Annotated in this window: 18 protein-coding genes and 1 pseudogene; 9 read left to right on the top strand and 10 right to left on the bottom strand. The window is 74.6% G+C overall.

Annotated elements, in window-relative coordinates:
- Nucleotides 1–50: 50 nt before the first annotated feature.
- Nucleotides 51–1,025, top strand: a complete 975-nt coding sequence (locus C1A33_RS03915) for a helix-turn-helix transcriptional regulator (RefSeq protein WP_101830152.1) — start codon at nt 51–53, stop codon at nt 1,023–1,025.
- A gap of 89 nt (nt 1,026–1,114) precedes the next feature.
- Here C1A33_RS03915 and C1A33_RS03910 read toward each other — a convergent pair whose 3' ends face one another.
- The 5 genes from C1A33_RS03910 to C1A33_RS03885 form a co-directional block, all read right to left on the bottom strand.
- Nucleotides 1,115–2,125 carry a glycoside hydrolase family 26 protein gene (locus C1A33_RS03910; protein ID WP_243407156.1) on the bottom strand — a complete coding sequence of 337 codons (1,011 nt, stop codon included), beginning with the start codon at nt 2,123–2,125 and terminating at the stop codon, nt 1,115–1,117.
- Between the two features lie 275 nt (nt 2,126–2,400).
- On the bottom strand, nt 2,401–3,666 hold the full coding sequence (locus C1A33_RS03905) for an acyltransferase family protein (protein ID WP_243407155.1): 1,266 nt from the start codon (nt 3,664–3,666) through the stop codon (nt 2,401–2,403).
- A 189-nt stretch (nt 3,667–3,855) separates the two neighbouring features.
- Nucleotides 3,856–4,413: a hypothetical protein gene (locus C1A33_RS03900; RefSeq protein ID WP_101830150.1), complete on the bottom strand. Its 558-nt coding sequence runs from the start codon at nt 4,411–4,413 to the stop codon at nt 3,856–3,858.
- A 62-nt stretch (nt 4,414–4,475) separates the two neighbouring features.
- Entirely contained in the window at nt 4,476–6,185 is a 1,710-nt protein-coding gene (locus C1A33_RS35560; RefSeq protein ID WP_207770145.1) for a hypothetical protein, read from the bottom strand.
- 307 nt (nt 6,186–6,492) lie between these two features.
- Nucleotides 6,493–7,056 carry a hypothetical protein gene (locus tag C1A33_RS03885; protein WP_101830149.1) on the bottom strand — a complete coding sequence of 188 codons (564 nt, stop codon included), beginning with the start codon at nt 7,054–7,056 and terminating at the stop codon, nt 6,493–6,495.
- A 350-nt stretch (nt 7,057–7,406) separates the two neighbouring features.
- Here C1A33_RS03885 and C1A33_RS03880 point away from each other — a divergent pair, with 350 nt between their 5' ends.
- Entirely contained in the window at nt 7,407–8,036 is a 630-nt protein-coding gene (locus C1A33_RS03880) for a nucleoside/nucleotide kinase family protein (RefSeq protein ID WP_243407154.1), read from the top strand.
- Here the strand turns inward: C1A33_RS03880 and C1A33_RS03875 are convergent.
- Nucleotides 8,008–9,126: a Rieske 2Fe-2S domain-containing protein gene (locus C1A33_RS03875; RefSeq protein ID WP_243407153.1), complete on the bottom strand. Its 1,119-nt coding sequence runs from the start codon at nt 9,124–9,126 to the stop codon at nt 8,008–8,010. The two genes, C1A33_RS03880 and C1A33_RS03875, sit on opposite strands and share 29 nt — an antisense overlap.
- A gap of 226 nt (nt 9,127–9,352) precedes the next feature.
- Here C1A33_RS03875 and C1A33_RS03870 point away from each other — a divergent pair, with 226 nt between their 5' ends.
- Nucleotides 9,353–10,111, top strand: coding sequence for a ribonuclease FAU-1 family protein (locus tag C1A33_RS03870; RefSeq protein WP_101830156.1), 759 nt, complete (start codon nt 9,353–9,355; stop codon nt 10,109–10,111).
- A gap of 40 nt (nt 10,112–10,151) precedes the next feature.
- Here C1A33_RS03870 and C1A33_RS03865 read toward each other — a convergent pair whose 3' ends face one another.
- Nucleotides 10,152–10,760, bottom strand: a complete 609-nt coding sequence (locus C1A33_RS03865) for a TIGR03668 family PPOX class F420-dependent oxidoreductase (RefSeq protein WP_341477183.1) — start codon at nt 10,758–10,760, stop codon at nt 10,152–10,154.
- Between the two features lie 27 nt (nt 10,761–10,787).
- Between C1A33_RS03865 and C1A33_RS03860 the strand changes: the two genes are divergently transcribed.
- The 5 genes from C1A33_RS03860 to C1A33_RS03840 all read left to right on the top strand — a co-directional run bounded on the left by C1A33_RS03860 (nt 10,788) and on the right by C1A33_RS03840 (nt 16,546).
- A complete protein-coding gene (locus C1A33_RS03860) occupies nt 10,788–11,855 on the top strand; it encodes an Rv2578c family radical SAM protein (protein WP_101830147.1) in 1,068 nt (355 codons plus the stop codon).
- 81 nt (nt 11,856–11,936) lie between these two features.
- A complete protein-coding gene (locus tag C1A33_RS03855; RefSeq protein ID WP_101830146.1) occupies nt 11,937–13,580 on the top strand; it encodes an ABC-F family ATP-binding cassette domain-containing protein in 1,644 nt (547 codons plus the stop codon).
- Nucleotides 13,581–13,683: 103 nt separating this feature from the next.
- On the top strand, nt 13,684–14,577 hold the full coding sequence (locus C1A33_RS03850; RefSeq protein WP_101830154.1) for an LURP-one-related family protein: 894 nt from the start codon (nt 13,684–13,686) through the stop codon (nt 14,575–14,577).
- 109 nt (nt 14,578–14,686) lie between these two features.
- Nucleotides 14,687–15,763, top strand: coding sequence for an extracellular catalytic domain type 1 short-chain-length polyhydroxyalkanoate depolymerase (locus C1A33_RS03845; protein ID WP_243407152.1), 1,077 nt, complete (start codon nt 14,687–14,689; stop codon nt 15,761–15,763).
- A gap of 174 nt (nt 15,764–15,937) precedes the next feature.
- Nucleotides 15,938–16,546, top strand: coding sequence for a P-loop NTPase family protein (locus tag C1A33_RS03840; RefSeq protein WP_101830145.1), 609 nt, complete (start codon nt 15,938–15,940; stop codon nt 16,544–16,546).
- Nucleotides 16,547–16,558: 12 nt separating this feature from the next.
- Here the strand turns inward: C1A33_RS03840 and C1A33_RS03835 are convergent, their stop codons facing one another.
- Nucleotides 16,559–17,338, bottom strand: a complete 780-nt coding sequence (locus C1A33_RS03835) for a class I SAM-dependent methyltransferase (protein ID WP_101830144.1) — start codon at nt 17,336–17,338, stop codon at nt 16,559–16,561.
- A gap of 115 nt (nt 17,339–17,453) precedes the next feature.
- Between C1A33_RS03835 and folD the strand changes: the two genes are divergently transcribed.
- Complete coding sequence (folD, locus tag C1A33_RS03830; protein ID WP_101830143.1) at nt 17,454–18,311, top strand: bifunctional methylenetetrahydrofolate dehydrogenase/methenyltetrahydrofolate cyclohydrolase FolD; 858 nt, start codon at nt 17,454–17,456, stop codon at nt 18,309–18,311.
- Between the two features lie 25 nt (nt 18,312–18,336).
- On the opposite strand, the gene C1A33_RS03825 is transcribed toward folD, so the two are convergent.
- Both C1A33_RS03825 and C1A33_RS03820 read right to left on the bottom strand, forming a co-directional pair.
- Nucleotides 18,337–19,128 carry an RsiV family protein gene (locus tag C1A33_RS03825; protein WP_243407151.1) on the bottom strand — a complete coding sequence of 264 codons (792 nt, stop codon included), beginning with the start codon at nt 19,126–19,128 and terminating at the stop codon, nt 18,337–18,339.
- 135 nt (nt 19,129–19,263) lie between these two features.
- Nucleotides 19,264–20,249, bottom strand: a pseudogene (locus C1A33_RS03820) (TerD family protein); the annotation flags it as partial.

Below are 20,249 nucleotides of genomic sequence, written 5' to 3'. Positions count from 1 at the left end.
CACCGTTTCCTCTCCGACCTGAAGGTCGGAGTATCCACGGCGCAAATCCGATGACGACGCCCCCGGCTCCGGCGATACCCCCGGCGTCGGCGCCGCACACTGGGCCGGCCGCACGCACCGGGCCGGAGACGCGCGCGGGCGGCGGGCGGTCCGGGACGCGGCGGCGCTCCGAGCTCGCGTCGTTCCTGCGCAGCCGGCGCGAGCGCATCACCCCGCAGGACGTCGGCCTGCCGCCGGGGCCGCGCCGGCGCACGCCGGGCCTGCGCCGCGAGGAAGTCGCCCAGCTCGCCGGCGTCGGGATCACCTGGTACACCTGGCTGGAACAGGGCCGGCCGATCAACGCCAGCGTCCAGGTCCTCGACGCGATCGCCCGCACGCTGCGCCTCGACGCCGCGGAGCACCAGCACCCGTACCGCCTGGCCGACGTCGGCGCCCCCGCCGGCGCGCGGACGGGCGAGGCCGACGACGCGGACGCCGACGGCATGGCCGGCCAGGACGTGCGCGCCATCCTCGACAGTCTCGACCCGCTGCCGGCGGCGCTGGTCAACGCCCGCTCCGATGTCCTGGCCTGGAACCAGGGCTACGCGGCGCTGCTGCCCGCCGTCGTCGGCGCGCCCGCCGAGCGGCGCAACAGCCTGTGGGTCGCGTTCAGCACGCCGCGCTGCTGCAACCCGCTGCGCAACATCGAGGAACAGGCGGCCGAGCACGTCGCGATCCTCCGGTACCGGTACAGCCAGCACCTGGGCGAGCCGGGCTGGCAGGACTTCATCCTGCGGCTGTGCGCCGCCAGCCCGTTCTTCGCCCGGCAGTGGGCGACCCACGACGTGGCGCCGACCCGGCCCTGCGACAAGGTGTTCAGCTATCCGGGGTCCGGGGAGATCGCCACTCGCACGACGAGTCTCGATCTCGCGACCCGGCCCGGCGTGCGCATGCTCGTCTACGTGCCCGTCGACGAGCGCAGCCGCGCGCGCCTCGGGTGGCTGCGCGAGCACCCGGAGGCGGCCGCCCCGCGCCACCGCCACTGACGCGGGCGACGCCGGGTGACGCGGGCGACGCCGGGTGGCGTGGCCGCGCGGGCCCGCCCGCCCCCCAGAGTTCGGGCGGGCCCGGGATCTCAGCCGCCGCGGCCGAACAGGTCCAGGTAACGGCGGGTGCTGTTCGGGTTCAGATCGGGGTTGTGCAGCGACGAGCGGACGTTGCCCGCCTCCGCGTTGTTGTAGTACGCCTCGTAGGCGAGGATGTCCTTGTTCGCGGTGAAGAAATCGTGCATCTTCTCCACCAGGAACGGGTTGTCACCGCCGCCACTGTTCGAATGCGCCACGCCCCATTCGGGCACCGCGAGCGCCTTGCCGTGCGCGCGGGCGAAGTCGGCGATCGTGCACAGCCCGGAACGCTGGTGACACTGGCGATCCCAGGTTTCCTGTGAGGTGGACGGCGGATAGAAGTCGTAGCTGTCCACGCTCACCACGTCGACGTAGGCGTCGCCCGGGTAGGCGGCCCACACGTCGGTGTCGCTGTGCGGCAGCGTGTCCTGATGGGCGGTCATCGTCCATTCGATCCTCGCGTGCGGCGCGGTCGAGCGGATCGCGGTCACCGCGTGCTGGAAACAGCTCTTCCAGGCCCGCGGGTCGCGGACGTACCACCAGAACCAGGCGCCGTTGAACTCCCAGCCGAGCCGGACGTAGGCGTCCCCCCGACCGTTCTTCGTCAGGGTCCGCCCGAAGTCGGCCCAGTGACCGTCGTACTCGCCGCGGGCGCAGGCCTGCTCGTTGCCGTCCTGCGGGTAGAGCGGCTGGGCGACCGAGAGCTGACCGGGGAACGCGGCGCGGGTGAACGCGCCTACCGGCCAGGACGCCGTCGTGATGCTCGGCCAGTCCGCCCGGTTGGTGAACACCACCGCCACGTCGACGGGCCGGCCCGTGAACGTCGCCCACGCGTTGACGTCCGCGGGGAAGTTGCCGTTCGCGCCCGACGCCCAGCCCAGGCCGGACTGGGCGGGCGCCCGGCTGGCCGGCGCGGCTCCGGCGGGCGGCGAGGCCGTCGGCGACGCCGGGCCCTTCGATCCGCCGGAGGAACAGGCCGCGAGGGCCAGCAGCACCGCCAGCGCCGCCGCCAGCACGCCCACGGGACCGCGCGCCGCGGCGCCCCGCCGGCCCCTCGTGCCGACACTCCCGCTCCGCCGCCCGCGTCGCGGCGGTGCCCAGCCGCACCGTCTCATCTGGTCCTCGGATCCCTCTCGGCGCTCCCCAGGCGGGACCTGCCACCGGTTCCGCCCCCCACAGCCCAACCATAACGTTACGTAAATGTCGGAACTGGCGGCCCCGTCGTGAGGTGCGCCGCTGCTGGCGGTCGGTGCGGCACCGGTCACGCGTCGTCGCTGTCGCGGTCGGCTCGGGGGAGTCAGGCCGTCCCGGCGGCGCGGGCGGCGGGCAGGCGGCGCAGCAGGTAGCGGTGGGCCGGCCGTTCGACGGTGTGGTGCAGGACCGCGGCGAGGGCGAGGGCGAGCAGGAAGCCGGCGAGCACCCCGAGGGCGGCGACGGGCGCGGTGGTCGCGTCGAACCAGCCGAGCCGGCCGCCCAGGGTCAGCGCGACGGGATGCACCAGGTAGAACGCGTAGGACAGCACGCCGAAGGCGACGAGTGGGCGGGCGCTCGCGGCGGGAAGCCGGCGGCCGTCCGCCTCGCGGGTGCCGACCAGGAAGATGATCGCGGCGAACGACGGCAGGGCGAGGGTGTCGATCAGTCCCTGACGATCGCCGTAGTCGTAGCCGAGTGCGATCGGAACGGCGAGCCAGCCGACGGCGAACACGCCGAGCGCCCGGCGCTGACCGGGGCGGCCGCGCACGCCGTCGCGGGCCAGCAGGCCCAGCACGATGCCCAGCACGAACTCCCCGAGCCGCACGGCCGGACTGGCGTAGGCGGCGAGATCGACCCGTGGGTCGATCGCCCCCGCGACGCAGGCCACCGCCGCCGTGGGCAGGACGGCGAACAGCGCGACGCGGATGCGGCCGGCGTTGTCGCGGGCCGCGAGCCGGGGATGCAGGAGCGGGAAGACGAGGTAGAAGAACGCCTCGCAGGACAGCGACCACAGCACCGCCCCGCCCCAGCCGAAGTAGATCGTCTGCGTCGGGATCCAGGCCTGGACCAGCAGCAGGCTCGGCAGGATGGCGACGGGCTGCGAGCCGAACCGACCGATCATCCCCAGTGGCCAGGCGACCGCGAGCCACAGTCCGATGGCGACGAGGTACAGCGGATAGATCCTGGCCAGGCGCCGCCAGTAGAACCGCAGCCGAGTGTCCGGCCCCGCGGCCCAGGTGAGGACGAATCCCGAGAGCAGGAAGAAGAACGTCACCCCGGCATAGCCGATGTTGCCGAGCGCGGCCACCGGCAGCGTGTCCCCGACGTCGGTGTGGATGTGGCGCAGGAAGACGAGGGCGGTGGCGACGCCGCGCAGACCCGTCAGGGCCGGCAGATTCCGCGCCGCCCGCGGGGACGCGCCGCGCCGGGCGTTCAGGCGATGCCGGCCGGACGGACGTCGCGTGCCATCGGCCGTCCCCGCTACCGGCCCAGCTCGCCCAGCCGGCACCGCTTCCGTCATGCCGATGCCTGTGGTGGCGGCCTGTGACGCGCCAGCCGTGGTCGTGCCGGTCGCCGCTGTCCCGGTCACCGCGGTCCTCTCCGGTCTGGCGGATGCGCGGAGGTCGGGCAGTTCCGGCATCGGGGACGACCGCGCTGCTCACACATCCCTTCTGCCCGGGGCCCACGGCGCATGCCCCGATCGGTGCGGGATCGACCATACCCTTACGTGAATGTCTGATCTGGGTCGGGGGTCAGGGGACCGGAGGTTCGGCGCCGGTCAGCCGTCGAACCGGGTGAGGTGCTCGACGGCGTCGCGCAGCCAGCAGTGGAAGTCCTCGAAGCGCCCGTCGGCGACGCACGGGGCCGCGGCGTCGCGGCGGACGATGACGACGTCGCCCGCGTCGGCGTCCCAGCACGCCACCTCGTCGTTGTCCCGGCGGGTCGCGAAGGGGACGAGGCGCGCGCCGGGGAAGTGGTCCCGCAGGCCGTGGTGCGCCGTGCGCAGCGCGTCGCCGTCCATGAGGATCCACGGTTCGAGGTTCGTCAGGCCGAAGGCGACGACGCGCAGGTACTCGGCCGGGTAGGAGAAACCGGGTGGCAGCTCCGCCGTCGGGATCAGGCTCGCCATGTCGACGTCTCTCCTGTCGGCTGTGTCGAGACGGTGGGTGCGGTGACGCGCGTGCGCCGGGACGGCCGTCGCGGCGGACGAGGCATGGATGGCCGGCCCGCGGGCGGGGCAGGTCAGGGCCGGCGCGCCGGCGGGCCCGCGTTGCCCCGGGCCGGCACAGGTGCCCGGGACCTCGCGGGCCCGCGCCGGCGGCGGATCTCGGGTCACGCAACCCGAGAACCGTCGCCGTCGAAGATCGGTCAGGCTCGCCGACCCGGGCCGGCTGCGGGCTACGCGGCTGGGGAGGTCGCGGCGGCGGCCGGGTCGGTGCCCGCCGTCATGCCCGCGGCGTCGCCGGCGGCCGGGGCGGCACCAGCCGCGGGAGTGGTCCCGGCGGTGGGAGTGGTCCCGGCGGCAGGAGTGGTCCCGGCGGCAGGAGCGGTGGCACCGCCCGCGGCCGGAGCCACCGCTGCACCCGCGGCCGGAGCGGTGGCCGCGGCGGAGGCCGGAGCCGCGCCGCCGAGGGCGATGCCCACGACGATGTCACCGTTGGTCTGCACGGTGATCGGGTTGGGCTTGCCGGTCAGGGCCTGGCAGTTCAGGTTGACGTAGGAGTCCGCCAGGCGCATGCCGAGGAACGTGAACAGGTTGGTCGCCGCCGCGGGGTCGGGGCTGGCGAAGGCGGTGAACTGGGCCTGGTCGAGCTGAAGCCGCGCCTGGCCGACCGTGATCATGTTGGTGCAGTACGCCTTGGCGGCCGCGGTGAGACTGCCCCGCAGCGGCGGCATGTTGGAACCGACGCGGTAGAGGTTGGTCTTCACCCGGCTCATCGTGTTGCCGACCATCGTCATCGGGTTGTTCGGCGGAACCAGCGCCACCGGCGAGGCCTGCAGGCCGGCCTGCAGCTCGTCGAGCGCGAGGGAGGTCGTGGGCGTCCCGTTGTTGGCGAGGTCGGGCGCCGTGAACGCGTCGCAGCCGATCGCCTTGTCGATGAAGTTCACCAGCAGGCCGTTGTCGCTGGCGTTGGTGAGGACCTGCGCTCCCTGCAGCGCGGCGGCGTTGGCGTCGGTGGCCTGCGCGGTGCGGCCGTCCGCGGTGAGCAGGTAGGTCGCGGTGACGTTGTCGCTCTGGTCCTGGTCGACGACGCCGAAGTCGCGCGTGGTCGGGCAGGGCTTGCCGTCGCCGGCGGTGGCCAGGGGCGGGATGGCCAGCTGGCCGGCCTTCACGGCCTTGTTCGCGGCGGCGAAGAACGCCGGCGCGTTGCAGTAGGCGAACTGACCGAACACCGAGTTGGGCGTGCCGTTGACGCACCTGCCCTGGGCCAGGCTGTTGCCCGACCCGCGCAGCCCGATGCGGCGGTTGCTGTGGCGCACCGTCACCTTGCCGCCGTTCTTCTGCAGCTTGAGGTTGTTGCCGTTGAAGCCGAACCACACGCCGACGACGGCGCCCCGCGGCAGGGCCGGGGTGACGGTCGGCGCCGCCGGCTGGGTGCCGGCGTCGATGACCAGCGGGTTGTAGACGGAGGCCTTGCCGGTGGCCGGGTCGATGATGGTGGCCTGGACGAAGGCGGCCTGATCCGGGTTCGCCTGGTGGCAGGTCCCGCCGGCCGCGGCGGTGAGCTGGTAGGGCGTCGCGAGTCCCTTGGCGGTCAGCGGGTTCGGCGGTACGACCAGCGTGCAGTCACCGGGCGCTGCCTCCGCGGGGCCCGCGGCCGGGTCGCCGTTGCCGGGGTCGGCCGGGGTCGGCGCGGTCGCGGCGATCTGGGCCTGCGCGGCGGCGAGACGGACGGGCGCCGCGGCGTTGGTCGCGCCGCCGCCGGTCACCGACAGCAGCAGTCCGATCAGCCCACCGATGGCGCTGGCCGCGCCGATGCCGACGATCGGCAGCCGGGCGGACCGGCGACGTCGACCCCCGCCAGGGGCTGCGCCGCCATTAAGGGCGCTGGCGCGCGAGCGGGACCCGCGGTGCCCACCGCGGGAGTCGGGCGATGTTCGAGACACGAGAAGGACCCTTTCGGGGTTGGCGCCAGGGCCGCGGGCAGACGACCGCGGCCGCGAGGGCGTGATGGCCCGCGGCGGATCAGCCCTGCGCGGCTGTGGCGTGAGGCGAGCGGCGGCACGGCGAGGCGGTGCCGGAACGGTGAGGCAGTGCCGGAACGGTGAGGCGGTGCCGGAGGCATGCGCCGACCACGAATGCCGCGGCATGCGGCAGCCGGCCGGTGTTGGTGGGACGCGACGCGATGGGAGGTGACGGGGCCAGCCGCGGGCGTCGCCCGCCTGGCCCCGCCGGTCGATGGGTGGCTGTCGGCTAGAACTTCTGCCCGGGGGCGGGCGGAACGGTCGCGAGGCGCGACAGCGGGGAGGTGGTGTTCGGCGCGACCGCAGCGGCGGTCGCCTGCGGTGCGACGGCCATGGGCGCGACAGTCATGGTGGTCGCGGCCATGGGTGTGGCCGACATCGTCGGCGCGGGCTTGACGAGCGGCTGCGGCGGCGTGTTCTTCACGACGACGGTGATGGCCTCGAACGTGGGCGACTGACCCCTGTGGAACACGGTCACCGTCAGCGTGTAGGTGCCGTTGGCCAGGGTGCGGGTGTCAAGGCGCAGGACGAACGGTTTGGTGGTGTCACTGCGGACGACCTTCGTGGGTCCGTCGATCGCGAAGACGGCCCAGGTCGTGTGTTTTGACAGGGTCGCCGGCCTGACGTTCACGGTGCCGTGCACGGTGTGCAGTGACCAGCGCCGGACCGTCGACGAGCTGTCGTTTACCGGTGTGGCATGCCGGACGAGCGACACCTGGTTCGCGGTGGACGCACCCTGCGAACGCAAGGTGAGTGAGGCGAGTGTCGCGCCTACCGCGAGTGTCAGGCCCACCAGAGAAAGCGATAGCAATCGCTTTCGACCAAGCATAGGGACTCCTACGGTGTCCCCCCCATTGCCGGGTGTAGCGGACGTGAATCATGGTAGTTCGTCGGATCTAGGTTGTCTAGTCCGATATGACTGGTTCGCCTGAAGGTTCCCTGAGAATCGATTCAGGGATTCCGGCGCTGTCGCCGGCTGGATTTCGCGGGCCCTTTCCCGGGGCGGGCCGAAGGGCTGGCGAACAGGTTTCGTGGGTATTTCTTGCCGAACTGTTGGATGTGCGGAGTCCGATGCTCTCGCCATGTTGGCCGGGTGGCGACGTTCACATCCCGTCCCGTCGGCTCGTGGGATGGGATGGTCCGGTGGCCGAGGTGATCGTGGGCGGGTGCGCCGGTGCCGTCGGGCCGGATGCGGTGCCATGGCTCGCGTGCTGGCTCCTCGGACAACCTGCGCGGGCCGCGGCGACCAGGGTGCTGGCGGTCGACGGCCGCTCCGGGGCGGGCAAGACGACCCTCGCGCGGGCCGTCGCCGCCCGCGTCGGCGCCGCGGTACTGGAGATGGACGACCTCTATGCCGGCTGGGACGGCCTGGCCGCCGGGATCGACCAGCTCGTCGACGGCGTCCTGCGGCCGCTGGCGCGCGGGGAGCCGGCCAGGTGGCGCCGCTACGACTGGCCGCGGGGGCGCTACGGCGGTGTGGTCACCCTGGATCCACCGGCCGTGCTGGTCGTCGAGGGTGTCGGGGCGGGCGCGCGGGCGGCCGGTCCGCTGCTGAGCGGGCTGGTCGTCGTCGCCGCGCCGGACGAGGTGCGCCGCCGCCGCGCGCTGGAGCGGGACGGCGCGACCTTCGCCCCGCACTGGGACCGCTGGGCCCGCCAGGAGGAGCGCTACCTCGCCGCGAACGACGTGGCCGGCCGGGCCGACGTCCTCGTCCACGGCGCGCCGGTGCCCGGCCCGCCGGCCGCTACCAGGTCGGCTGCCAGCGGCCGGTGACCAGGTCGGTCCACAGCCGGCGGATCGCGAGGCTGTTGCGGTCGGCGCGGGCGTGCACGTTGAGGTGCGGGGCGAGCGGGAACCGGGCCGGCAGCGTTTCGAGCAGTTCGCGGTCCTCGTTCTCCACGGCGACGTCGAAGGCCCGGATGTCCGCGGCGGGCCGGTCCGCCTCGCCGTCGGTGCGCAGCACGATCTGCAGCAGCACGCAGTGTGTGTCGTCGACCGGGGTGATCGCCTTGACCATCAGGTGGCGCAGGCCGTCGGGATAGGTGATGTGGATGTGGGCGTGGAACGGCGCGTACAGCCGCGAGACGGTGGTGCGCACGGTGGCGCCGAGCTCGCCGGGGCGCGACTCCACCGGCACCTCGCCGCGGGTGCGCAGACCGTGGGGCTCGCGGGTGACGACGGTGTCGGTGAGCTCGGGCCGCGCCGGGTTGCCGAACGTGCCGCGGTGGACGAACGCGATGTGGCCGGGATCGAAGTTGTTCTCCAGCAGGTGCATCGCGGTGCAGGCGAAGGCGAACTCGTACTCGGGCACGACCCGCCAGGCCGGGTCGTCGTACTCGGGTAGTGGCGGGATGGCGACGACGGCATCGTCGTCGAGGCAGACCCAGACCAGGCCGTACCGCTCCCGCGCCGCGACCATGCTCAGCCCGCCGCGGGTCGGTAGCGGGGCGTCGGGAAACTGCGGGACCCACCTGGTCTGCCCGGCCGCGTCCCACTGCCAGCCGTGGTAGGGGCAGACGAGGTGGCAGTCGGTGATCCAGCCGCCCGACAGCGGCGCCTCCCGGTGCGGGCAGCGGTCCAGCGCCGCGCTCGGCGCCGCGCCGGGGGAGGCCCGCCACAGCACGAGCGGTGTGCCGAGCACCGTGCGGGCCAGCGGCTCGCCGCCCAGATCCCCGGCGAAGCACACGGCATACCAGAACCGGCGCAGGACGGGATGCTCGGAGATCACCAGATGGTCGGGGCCGTCGTGGCGGGTGATCCGCGCGCCGGTGTCGCCGGGCGGGACGGCGGGGCCCGGCGACACCGGCGCGGCGGCGGTTCCGCGAGCAGCCGAGGCCGGGATGCCGAGAGGAGAGGGTGTCACGAGGCGGACCGTTCCTTCGCTGGCCGGGTGGAGGCGGACACCGACCGCCGGCTGCCCACAAGGCCGCCCGACCAGCAAACCGACGGCAGGTGGCTGGTGGGTTACCGCCGGGTTCCGGTTCCGCTTCCCCGGCTGGTGGGCGGGGCCGGGGCGCGGGCCACGGCGTGCCTGGTGACCGGTGGGGGGTGGACGGTGCGGCGCAGGGCCGTACAGTCAGGCCGTGACGATGCCGGACAGTCCTGCGGTCAATGATCCCGGACCCTCCCCGTCGCCGTTCGCCGTCGCGGACGAGCGGGGCGGTGGGGGCCCCGCCACCGCGGGCGGCGGCATCGCGGCGGCGGCACCGTACTCTCCCGGGGAGCTGGTGGTGCACCGGTCGTTCACGACCAGCCGGCTGGTGTTCGTGCGCACCGCCCATGTCGTCGGCCACGACGAGCGCGGCCTGCGGCTGTGGATCCCGCACGGCTGCCCGATGGCGGTCGAGCTGAGCGAGGACGGCCGCGGGCTGCGGGACATGCCGTTCGCGGAGTGGATCCGCCAGCCGACGGTCATGACGACGTCGGTGTGGCGCGGGCCGAACATCTTCATGCTGGTCCCCCCGCGGGGAGCCAACTCGGTCTGGTGGTTCTGGGACTGGCAGGGGCGCTTCGTCCGCTGGTACATCAACCTGGAGCAACCCGCCGTCACCTGGCGCGACGAGGATCTCGTCGGCGTCGACACCACCGACCACGACCTCGACCTGTGGGTGACCCCGGAGCGCACCTGGGAGTGGAAGGACGAGCACGAGCTGGCCGAGCGGCTCGCCTTTCCCAACCACTACTGGGTCGGCGATCCCGACGCGGTGCGCGCCGAGGGGGAGCGGCTGCTGCGGCTGGTCGAGGCCGGCGCCTTCCCGTTCGACGGCACCTGGACCGACTTCCGTCCCGACCCCGGCTGGCGGATGCCGGACGCGCTGCCCCGCGGCTGGGACCGGCCGCGCGCCTGACCTGGCCGCGCGCCCCCGGCCGGCGCCGACCGCGCGGAGCTCAGCCACCCGCGCCGGCATCGGCGTAGGCCCATCCCGACCAGCGAAGCCCGGTGACGATGATGGCGGGCCCGCCCGGTGGAACCTGCCGGTACTGCGCGTACCGGGCGGCGAGGGCCGCGCGGGTCGCCGCGTGCTCGGCCTCGTCAGCCAGCACGATCCGGGCGAGCCCGTCGACCCGCGCCCACCACAGCCGCTCCCAGTCGTCCTCGTAGTGGTCGACCAGGAGGCTGACCCGCGGGTTCGCCGCGATGTCCCGCAGCCGCCGCAGCCCGGTCGAGGTGGACTTCGGCTTGTGGTCGACGATGCTGACGACAGCCTCCGCCGGGGCGCCGCGGCCGCCGGGCGGCGCCCCGGCGGCGGCGAGGTCGGTGACCGCGAAGGTGACGGGCACGACGAGCGGCTGGCCGCCCGGCCCGCTGGTGGCCAGCCGCGCGACGCGCCCCGCCGCGAACCGCTCCCGAGCCTCCCGCGTACTGAGCCGCACAGTGGCACCGGTTCCCCGTCCGCCCGCCTCCACCCACGCCACCTCCCGGTCGTCCTCCGCGTCGCCGCTCCGCCCGCCGGTCCACGGGCTCGTGCCCCACGGCCCGGGCCGGCGAGTGGACATCGGATCGAACACATGTTCTCATGAGGCATGCGTTGGGACAACCTCCGCCTCACCGAGGACGGCCCGCCGGGCGTCCCCGGCGGGCGCGCGCCGGCCCTGCTGGCGCGCGGCGCGGTCGCCCGTACGTTCGACACCCCCGAGTTCGCCGGGATGACCTTCTACGAGGTCCACGCGCGCACGGCGCTCAACCGGGTGCCGCCCGCCTCCCGGATGGCCTTCCGCTGGACGGTCAACCCCTATCGGGGCTGCTCCCACGCCTGCCGGTACTGCTTCGCCCGCTCCACCCACACCTATCTCGATCTCGACACCGGACGCGACTTCGACACGAGGGTCGTCGTCAAGGTGAACGTCGCCGAGCGGCTGCGCGCCGAGCTCGCGGCGCCGCGCTGGCGCGGCGAGCACGTCGCGATGGGCACGAACGTCGACCCGTACCAGCGGTGCGAAGGGCGGTACCGGCTCATGCCCGGCGTGCTCGGCGCCCTGCGCGACGCGCGCACCCCGTTCTCGCTGCTGACGAAGGGCACGCTGGTGCTGCGCGACCGCGAGCTGCTCGCCGAGGCCGCAGAGGTGGTCGACGTCGGCGTGGCGTTGTCGGTCGGCTTCGTCGAGGAGGACCTGTGGCGCCTGGTCGAGCCGGGCGCGCCGAGCCCGCACCGGCGCCTCGCGGCCTGCGCCACGCTCACCGAGCATGGCGTGCCGGTGCGCGTGCTGATGGCGCCGATCCTTCCCTTCCTCACGGACGCCCCCGCGGCGCTGGCCGCCACCGTCGAGGCGATCGCCCAGGCGGGCGCGACCTCGATCACCCCGCTCGTCCTGCACCTGCGGCCGGGAGCCCGCGAGTGGTACCTGGCCTGGCTGGCCGACTGCCACCCTGGGCTCGTCGAGCCCTACCGCGAGCTGTACGGCGCCGGCGCGTACGCGGCGCGTGCCTACCAGCAGCGGATCGCCGCCCAGGTCCGCGACCTCGCCGAGCGCGCCGGGATCGGCGCCGTCCGTCGTCCCCGGCGGCCCGTCGCCGCGCCGGCCCGAGGGGCGGGTTCCGCTGTGCCGGCGGTGGCGGGCGAGCAGCTGGCCCTGCCCGGGCTGGGGCGCTGAGATGGGCCTGGTGTCCGTGTCGCGCGCGGTGGTGCGCGGGGGTCTGGGCGGTGCGCGGCGGCTGTGCGCGACACTGGCGGGATGTCCGCCACGCTCGTCGCCTCCGGCCTCACCGTCACCCGCGGTGGGGCGACCGTTCTCGAGGGAGTCTCGCTCACCGTGGCGCCGGGTGACCGGCTCGGGGTGGTGGGTCCGAACGGCGTCGGCAAGTCCACCCTGCTGCGCGCCCTCGCGGGGCTCGTCCCGCTGGACGAGGGCCGCTTGGACCTGGCCCCGCCGACCGCCGGCGTCGGCCTGCTGCCGCAGGAGCCCGACCGCAGGCCCGGGGAGACCCTGCGGGCCTTCCTCGCCCGCCGCACCGGTGTCGCCGCCGCCCAGAGCGAGCTCGACGCCGCCACCGAGGCGCTCGCCACGGGCGCCGCGGCCGCGGACGACCGCTTCGCCGTCGCGCTCGAGCGCTGGCTCGCCCTCGGCGCCGCCGACCTCGACGCTCGCGCCGAGGAGGTCTGCGCCGACCTCGGCCTGCCCGCCGACGCCCTCGACAGCCCCACCACCGCCCTGTCCGGCGGCCAGGCGGCCCGCGGGTCGCTCGCCAGCGTCCTGCTGTCCCGCTTCGACATCACCCTGCTCGACGAGCCCACCAACGATCTCGACTTCGACGGGCTGGACCGGCTTGAACGCTTCGTCGCGCAGGTCTCCGGCGCCCTCGTCGTCGTCAGCCACGACCGTGAGTTCCTCGACCGCACCATCGACACGGTCGCCGAGATCGACCCGCACCGTCACGGCCTCACCCTGTTCGCCGGCGGCTGGACGGCGTATCTCGAGGCGCGTGAGGTCGCCCGGCGCCAGGCCCGGGACCGGTACGACGAGTACGCCGACCAGCGCGCGGATCTCGTCGCCCAGACGCAGCGCCAGCGGGAGCAGGCGGTGCGCGGCTCGGTGCGCGCCAAGCGGCGGATGCCTGACAACGACCGGGCGGCGAAGGGCGCGCGCATCGAGGCGGCCACGAAGAGCGCCGCCAGGGTGCGTTCCCTCGAGTCGCGCCTCGACCGGCTCGACGAGGTCGAGGAACCGCGCAAGGAATGGCAGCTGCGCATGTCGATCGCCGCCGCCCCGCGCTCCGGCGATGTCGTCGCGACCCTCACCGGTGCCGTCGTGCGCCGGCCCGCGTTCACCCTGGGGCCGGTCGACCTCGCCGTCGCCTGGGCCGATCGCATCGTGATCACGGGCCCCAACGGCGGCGGCAAGACGACGCTGCTGGGGGCGCTGCTCGGGCGGATCCCGCTCGACGGCGGCGGGCAGTCGCTCGGCTCCGGCGTGCGCCTGGGCGAGATCGATCAGGCCCGCGGCCAGTTCCGCGGGGACACGACGGCGCTCGCCGTCGCCGAGCTGGCGACACAGTGGCCGGCGAGCGAGGTCCGGACCCTGTTCGCGAAGTTCGGCCTCGGCGCCGACCAGGTCACCCGGCCGGCGTCCTCCCTGTCGCCGGGGGAGCGCACCCGCGCCGGCCTCGCGCTGCTGCAGGCCGTCGGCGTCAACTGCCTCGTGCTCGACGAGCCCACCAACCATCTCGACCTGCCCGCCATCGACCAGCTCGAACAGGCGCTCGCCGGCTACCCGGGCACCCTGCTGCTCGTCACCCACGACCGGCGGATGCTCGACACGGTCGCCGTCACCCGCCGGCTGCACGTCGCGGACGGCCAGCTGAGCGAGCGCTCCGTGTGATCGCCCGACCCCGCGGCGACGCCGGGCGGCAACCGGGTCGCAGTCGGATGGCGGACAGGGGGCCACTGGTCGCACGGGCGTGGAGAGTGCCAAAGTGGGCGGCATGACGCAGACCGTCCCGCCCGGCTGGTATGCCGATCCGAGCGGGCAGCAGGGGTCCCGATGGTGGGACGGCAACCAGTGGACCGAGCACACCCAGCCGGGCGCGCCGCCCGCGCAGCCGGGCGTGCCCGGCCAGCCCCACCACGCCGGGCCGCCGGTCCCGGGACAGGGTCCGGCCACCTGGGGGACGCCGCAGGGTATGCAGCCCCCGCCGGTGCAGACGAACCACAGCCCCGATCGGGTGCAGCGCCAGGTCCGCGAGCAGGCCGGGGTCGCCAACTACGGTGGTGGCGGCGGCACGCTGTTCAGCGAGCCCGTGCTCGTCGTCAACCAGAAGACCAAGATCATCGAGGTGACGAACGAGTACGCCGTCTTCGACCAGAACGGCAACCAGATCGGCTCGGTCGTCGAGGTCGGCCAGAGCGCGCTGAAGAAGGCCATGCGCGTGCTGAGCTCCTGGGACCAGTTCTTCACCCACCGGCTGGAGGTCCGCGACGCCGCCGGCGTCCCGCAGCTGATGCTGCACCGGCCGGCGAAGCTGCTCAAGTCCAAGGTCATCGTCTCGGCGCCGGACGGCACGCAGCTCGGCGTCATCGCCCAGCAGAACGTGTTCGGCAAGATCCGGTTCGACCTGCAGTCCGGCGGTGCCACCATCGGGGCGATCAAGGCCGAGAACTGGCGGGCGTGGAACTTCTCCATCGTCGACAACACCGAGACCGAGATCGCCCGGGTCACCAAGACCTGGGAGGGCCTCATGAAGACGATGTTCACCACGTCGGACAACTACGTCGTCCAGCTGCACCGGCCGTTGCCCCAGCCACTGCTGAGCATGGTCGTCGCGTCCGCGCTGACCATCGACACAGCCCTCAAGCAGGACTCCCGCGGCCTCGGCTGACCAGCGTCCCGGCCTGACCGGGAGTCGCCGCGCGCACCGGCCCGCGACGCGCGGCGGCGTGCCCGGACGCTCTCATGGGACTCACACGCGGGGTCCCTACGGTCGGCGCATGATGTCACGTGGGAGAGCAGGGGGCAGCGGTCGTCGGCGGGTCCTCGCGGCGAGCGCCTTGCTGACCGGCGCCGTCGTCGGTCTCGCGGCCTGCGGCACCTCGGCGCCGGGACCCGCCGTGGGATCGGCGTCCGGGGCCACGCCCGTGTCGACGGCGGCCGCCGCGGCGTCGGGAGTTCCGTCCGCCTCCGCCCGCCCGCCGGCGCCGCGGGCGGGCACGGTCGACCGGTCGCTGACCGTGGGCGGCCTGGAACGCACCTACCGGGTGCACGTGCCCGCCGCGGCGACGCGCGCCGCCGCCGGAGGGGCCGTGCTGCCGGTGGTCGTCGTGCTGCACGGCGGTGGCGGGTCGGGCCGCCAGGTGGAACAGCAGAGCGGGATGAGCGCCGAGGCGGACCGCGCCGGTTTCCTCGCCGTCTACCCCGATGGCACCGGCCGGCTGCGCACCAGTCTGCTGACCTGGAACGCCGGCACCTGCTGCGGCTACGCCCACCAGAACAACATCGACGACGTCGCCTTCCTCTCGGCCCTGCTCGACCGGCTGGGCCGCGAATACCCGGTGGACACCCGGCGGATCTACGTCACCGGGATGTCCAACGGCGGGATGATGTCCTACCGGATCGGCTGCGAGCACGCCGGGCGCGTCGCCGCGATCGCCGCCGTGTCCGGCGCACTCGACACGGTCACCTGCACGCCCAGCCGGGCCGTCCCGGTGATCGCGTTCCATGGCACCGCGGACGTCAGGGTGCGGTACGACGGCGGCGAGTCGTCGCTGGACAGCCTGCGCAAGGGCGAGGAGAAGGTCGACCGGTCCGTCGCCGAGGCGATGACGTTCTGGACCCGGCGCGACGGCTGCCCGGCCACCCCGACGCGTACCCAGCAGGGCGACGTGCGCCACGACGTCTACGGCCCGTGCTCCTCCGGCGCCGCGGTGGAGCTTTACAGCATCGTCGGGGCGGGGCACGCCTGGCCCGGCGGCACCCAGACGCGGGCCGAGGCCGACGCCGTGCCGCCGTCGCCGCACGCGTCCGCCGTCATGTGGGAGTTCTTTCGCCACCATCCTCTTCCCGCCTGAATGATCGCGCCGCCCGGCCGTCGGGACCGCGGGCGGCGCGGGGCGGACCGGGCACGTGCTGAACCGGTCGGGGCCGACCGGTTGGGGCCGAGCCGGTCGGGGACTGGTGCGGACGGACATGGAAGGCGGCACGTTCCGCACACCGGGCGATCCCCACGGTGGGAGACTGGGATCGTGAACGTGTTCGGGACAGGCCGGGACGGCCCGCCGTCGATGACCCCCGACGTGCGACGGGTCCTCGTCGTCGGCAGCGGCGGCGCGGGCAAGAGCACGCTGGCGCGGGAGCTCGCCCGCCAGGCCGGGCTGCCGGTCGTGCACCTCGACCGGCTGTTCTGGCGGCCGGGCTGGGTCGCCACGCCGGTCGACGAGTGGCGCGCGATCGTCGCCGGGCTGGTCGCGGGCCCCGCCTGGGTGCTGGACGGCAACTACAGCGGCACCCTTGACCTGCGCATCCCCGCCGCCGAGCTGATCGTGTTCCTCGATCTGCCCCGGCGGATCGCGATCAGCAGGGTGGTGCGCCGCTGGGCGCGCTGGCGCGGTCGTTCCCGTCCCGACATGGCGCCGGAGTGCCCCGAGAAGCTGGACCTGGCGTTCCTGGGCTGGCTGTGGACCTACCCGAGGGACAGCCGCGACCGGTTGCTGCGGGCGATCGACGCCCATGGCGCCGCCGCCCGGGTGGTGCGCCTGTGCAGCCCCCGCGAGGTGCGGCTGTGGCTGGGCGCCGCGGCGGCGCCGGGCCTGGTACGGATGCGCCCGCTGCCCGCCGGCCGGCTCGGCACCTGACGGGCGGCGGGCTCAGCCGCCCGCGGGCATCGTGGCGTCGAGGTCGAAGAGCAGGGCGCGGGAGCGGCGCCGGCCGGGACGGGGGCGGTCCGGGTCGGGCAGCCGGCGCAGCGCGTCCAGTGCGGGCTCGACCACGGTGGCCCACTCGGCGTCCGTCAGGTCCCACAGGTGGGACCACACCCGTCCCTCAATCTGCGCGCCGACCTGTGCGGGGGTGAGCGCGCCGCGTTCCTCGCGCGGGAAGTGGAAGTCCTCGACCAGGCGCAGGCCGTGGCGTGCGGCGGACGCGCGCAGGGTCTCGGCGGTGGCGTGGCGGGGCCCGCCCAGGCGCAGCGCGGCGCGCAGCCGCTCCATGACGTCGCCGACGTCGCTGCGCTCGGCGATCTCGCCCGCCCCGACGGTGGCGAGCCGGCCGCCGGGGCGCAGCACCCGGGCGAGCTCGGTGAACACGCCCTCGGGGTCGCCGACCAGGTGCAGGACATGCACCGCGACGCAGGCGTCGACACTGTCGGCGGGCAGGGGCAGCGCCGAGGCGTCGGCGCGGGCGAGCCGGCCCGGCACCCGCTCGCGGGCGCGCGCCAGCATGCGTTCGGACAGGTCGACGCCCAGCAGGCGGCGCCCCCGGGCGGCGAAGGCCTGGGCGACCAGCCCGGTGCCCACACCGATCTCCAGTAGCAGCCCGTCGGGCAGATGCGGGGCGAGCGCGTCGGCGACGTGCCGGCCGCGCTCCTCACCGCCGCGGGTCGCGTCGTAGTCGTGGGCGATGCGGTCGAAGTTCACGGATGTCGCCACACCACCGAGGCTATGCCGGCCCGCCGGCATCGATGGTGCGCTTTGGCGTAGCGTGCTCGGTCGGAACGGGCCGGACTCGCAGGCGGGCCGGACATCCTGAGGGCGAAGGGCCGACATGAGCGCAGAGATCATCGACGGTAAGGCCGTGGCCGCGCGGGTGCGGGCGGACGTGGCCCGCGAGGTCGCCGAGTTCCGCGCGGCCACCGGCCGCCAGCCGGGGCTCGCGACCGTGCTGGTCGGTGACGACCCGGCGTCCGCGGTGTACATCGGCGGCAAGCGCAAGGCGTGCGTCGAGGCGGGCATGGCCGACCTGCACCAGCACCTGCCGGCCGACACCGCGCAGGACAAGGTCGCCGCCCTGCTCGACGAGCTCGCCGTCGACCCGGCCGTGTCCGGGATCCTGCTGCAGCTGCCCGTGCCCGCCGGCCTCGACGGCGCGGCCCTGATCGAGCGGATCCCGTCCGGAAAGGACGTCGACGGCCTGACCACCGCGAGCGTCGGCCTGCTCGCCCGCGGCCTGCCGGGTCTGCGCCCCTGCACCCCGTCGGGGATCATCGAGCTGCTCGACGCCTACGACGTGCCGCTCGCCGGTACGCCCACGGTCGTCGTCGGCCGCTCCGAGCTGGTCGGCCGGCCGGTGTCCCAGCTACTGATCGCTCGTAACGCCACTGTCACGGTCTGCCACTCCCATACTCGTGACCTGGCCGAGGTCTGCCGCGGCGCGGACGTCCTCGTCGTCGCCGCCGGCCGCCAGGCGATCATCGGCGCGGACGCGGTGAAGCCCGGCGCGACCGTCATCGACGTCGGCATGCACCGCACCGAGCAGGGCCTGCGCGGCGACGTCGACTTCCCCGCGGTCCGCGAGGTCGCCGGCCGGCTCACCCCCGTGCCCGGCGGGGTCGGCCCGATGACGATCGCCCTGCTGCTGCGCAACACCCTGCTCGCCGCCCGCGCCGCCGCCGGGCTGAGCTAGCCCGAGCTAGCCCCGCCGGTCGGGATCAGGACCGCAGGACGGCGGCCAGGTCGGGGCGGACGAGATCGCCCAGCCGGTTCCAGGGGGCCAGGACGCTCTGCGGGCCGAGGACGTAGGGCAGGTCGGCGACGATGACGACGAGGCCGCGCGGGTTCACCACGAACTGCTGGTAGTTCGCCGGCAGCGGGTCGGTGACCCCGCCGGTCGGCCCGCCGGGGAAACGCCGGTCCAGCTCCGCGCGGACGATGGACTCCAGCCGGCGCAGCCCCGCGCCGGTCGAGGTGAACACGTCCTCGATGTGGACGCGATCCCCGGTGCGCAGGTCGAAGACCAGGCCGGCGGCGAGCTCGGCGGGGTGCGCCGCGCCGGGCGGGTAGCGGTCCCCGCCGAACGACAGCGCCACGACCCGTGCGCCGATATGCGCAGCGCCGGCGGTCAGGTGCAGGGTCTCGTTCTCGGTGAGGCCCTTCTCCTGCCGCACGTACTCGTCGATGGCCGTGTTGACCCGCCGCACCACGACGGGATCGGGTCCGGACAGCACCGGGATGGTGGCGGTGTAGTCGGCGCCCGCGCGGATCCGCCCGCTGTCCTGGCGGATCGTGACGCGGTAGGCGGCGGCGCTCCCCGCCGCCGCGGTGGTCGCGCTCGCCGCGTCCACCGCCGACGTCGCCTGTCCTGCGGTTGCCGGGGCGGCGGCGGCCGTCTGACTCCGCGCCGTCCCGCCACCCGAGGCGCATCCGGCCGTCGTCAGGGGCGCGAGCAGGCCGCATCCCAGCAGCGTGATCGCCCACACACCGCGACGCAAAGGTCTGATCATGCCCTCATCGTGGCGTGACCTGCGCCTTCACGCTGCGACGCACGCGACAGCACAGCGGTCGCGCTGACGACGCCGGCTCGCCCTGACGACGCCGGCTCGCCCTGTGCCGCCAGGTCGCGCGTCTCGGCGCGCGACCTACTGGTCGTCGTGGGTGTGGTCGTCGTGGGTGGCCATGCCGTCGGGATTCCAGTCCAGCGACCAGCCGTAGCGCGCGGCGGCGTCGGCGAGTGTGCCGGCGACGAAGTCGTCCTCGCGGCGGATGACCAGATCGTCGTCGACCACGTGGAAGGACGCCGCGACACAGATCTGGGCCGCGGCCGGCGCCTCGCCCAGCCGCATCGCCAGGTGGTGTTCGCCGCCGGCGGTTCCCACGGTCAGCGTCGGGCGCAGCTGTGCCCACGGTGGGACGGCCCGCAGGCCGTAGGCGACGACGAAGAAGCGGCGGAACGTGGGCAGGGAGGCCAGGTCGACGTAGAGGGTCTGCCCGTCCTGTTCGTCGCGTCCCGCGAGCCGCAGCACCTGACGGCGCGCCCCGGGCCCCGGGGCGCTCGTCGCGCGGCCGAGCGAGTGCAGCAGACCGGCCGCGCCGTCGCCGGCCTGCCACAGGCAGCCGAGATGCAGGTTGCTGGGACGGGGCAGGCCGGTGCTGGTGGTCAGCGGGGTCCAGCGCAGGGTGACGGTCATCGCGCCGGCGCCGCGCTCCTCGCTCGTCCAGATCGTGGCCGGATGGCCGTCGTCGAGCTCGGCGACCCGCTCGGCTCGCTGGCGGTGGCGGGACGAGTGCTCGCTGACCCGCGCCGCGGCGGGTGGTCGCCGCGCGGTCACCGGCCCGCCGCCGGGCAGATCCAGAGCGGAGCCGGTGGTACCCGGCGTGCCGACCGAGGCGGTCCCGCCGGGGCCGCCCAGATCGAGTGCGGAGCGGCCGGCGTGCGCCGGAGGCGGCGGAGGGGGTGTCGCTCGGTCGGTCGTCGACGGGCCGGGTGTCGGCGCGCTGCCGAGATCGAGCGGCGACCCGCCGGCGCGTGCCACGCTCGGCGGCACCAGCGGGCTCGGCGGCACCAGCGGGGTTGGCGGCCTCGGCGGCGGTGATGTCGGTGTCGACGCCGGCAGCGGCGTGGGTG

Source organism: Frankia canadensis, from assembly GCF_900197875.1.
Lineage (GTDB): Bacteria > Actinomycetota > Actinomycetes > Frankiales > Frankiaceae > Frankia > Frankia canadensis.
The sequence above is the reverse complement of the archived record's forward strand: the minus strand, read 5'-3'. Positions and strand labels throughout refer to the sequence as shown.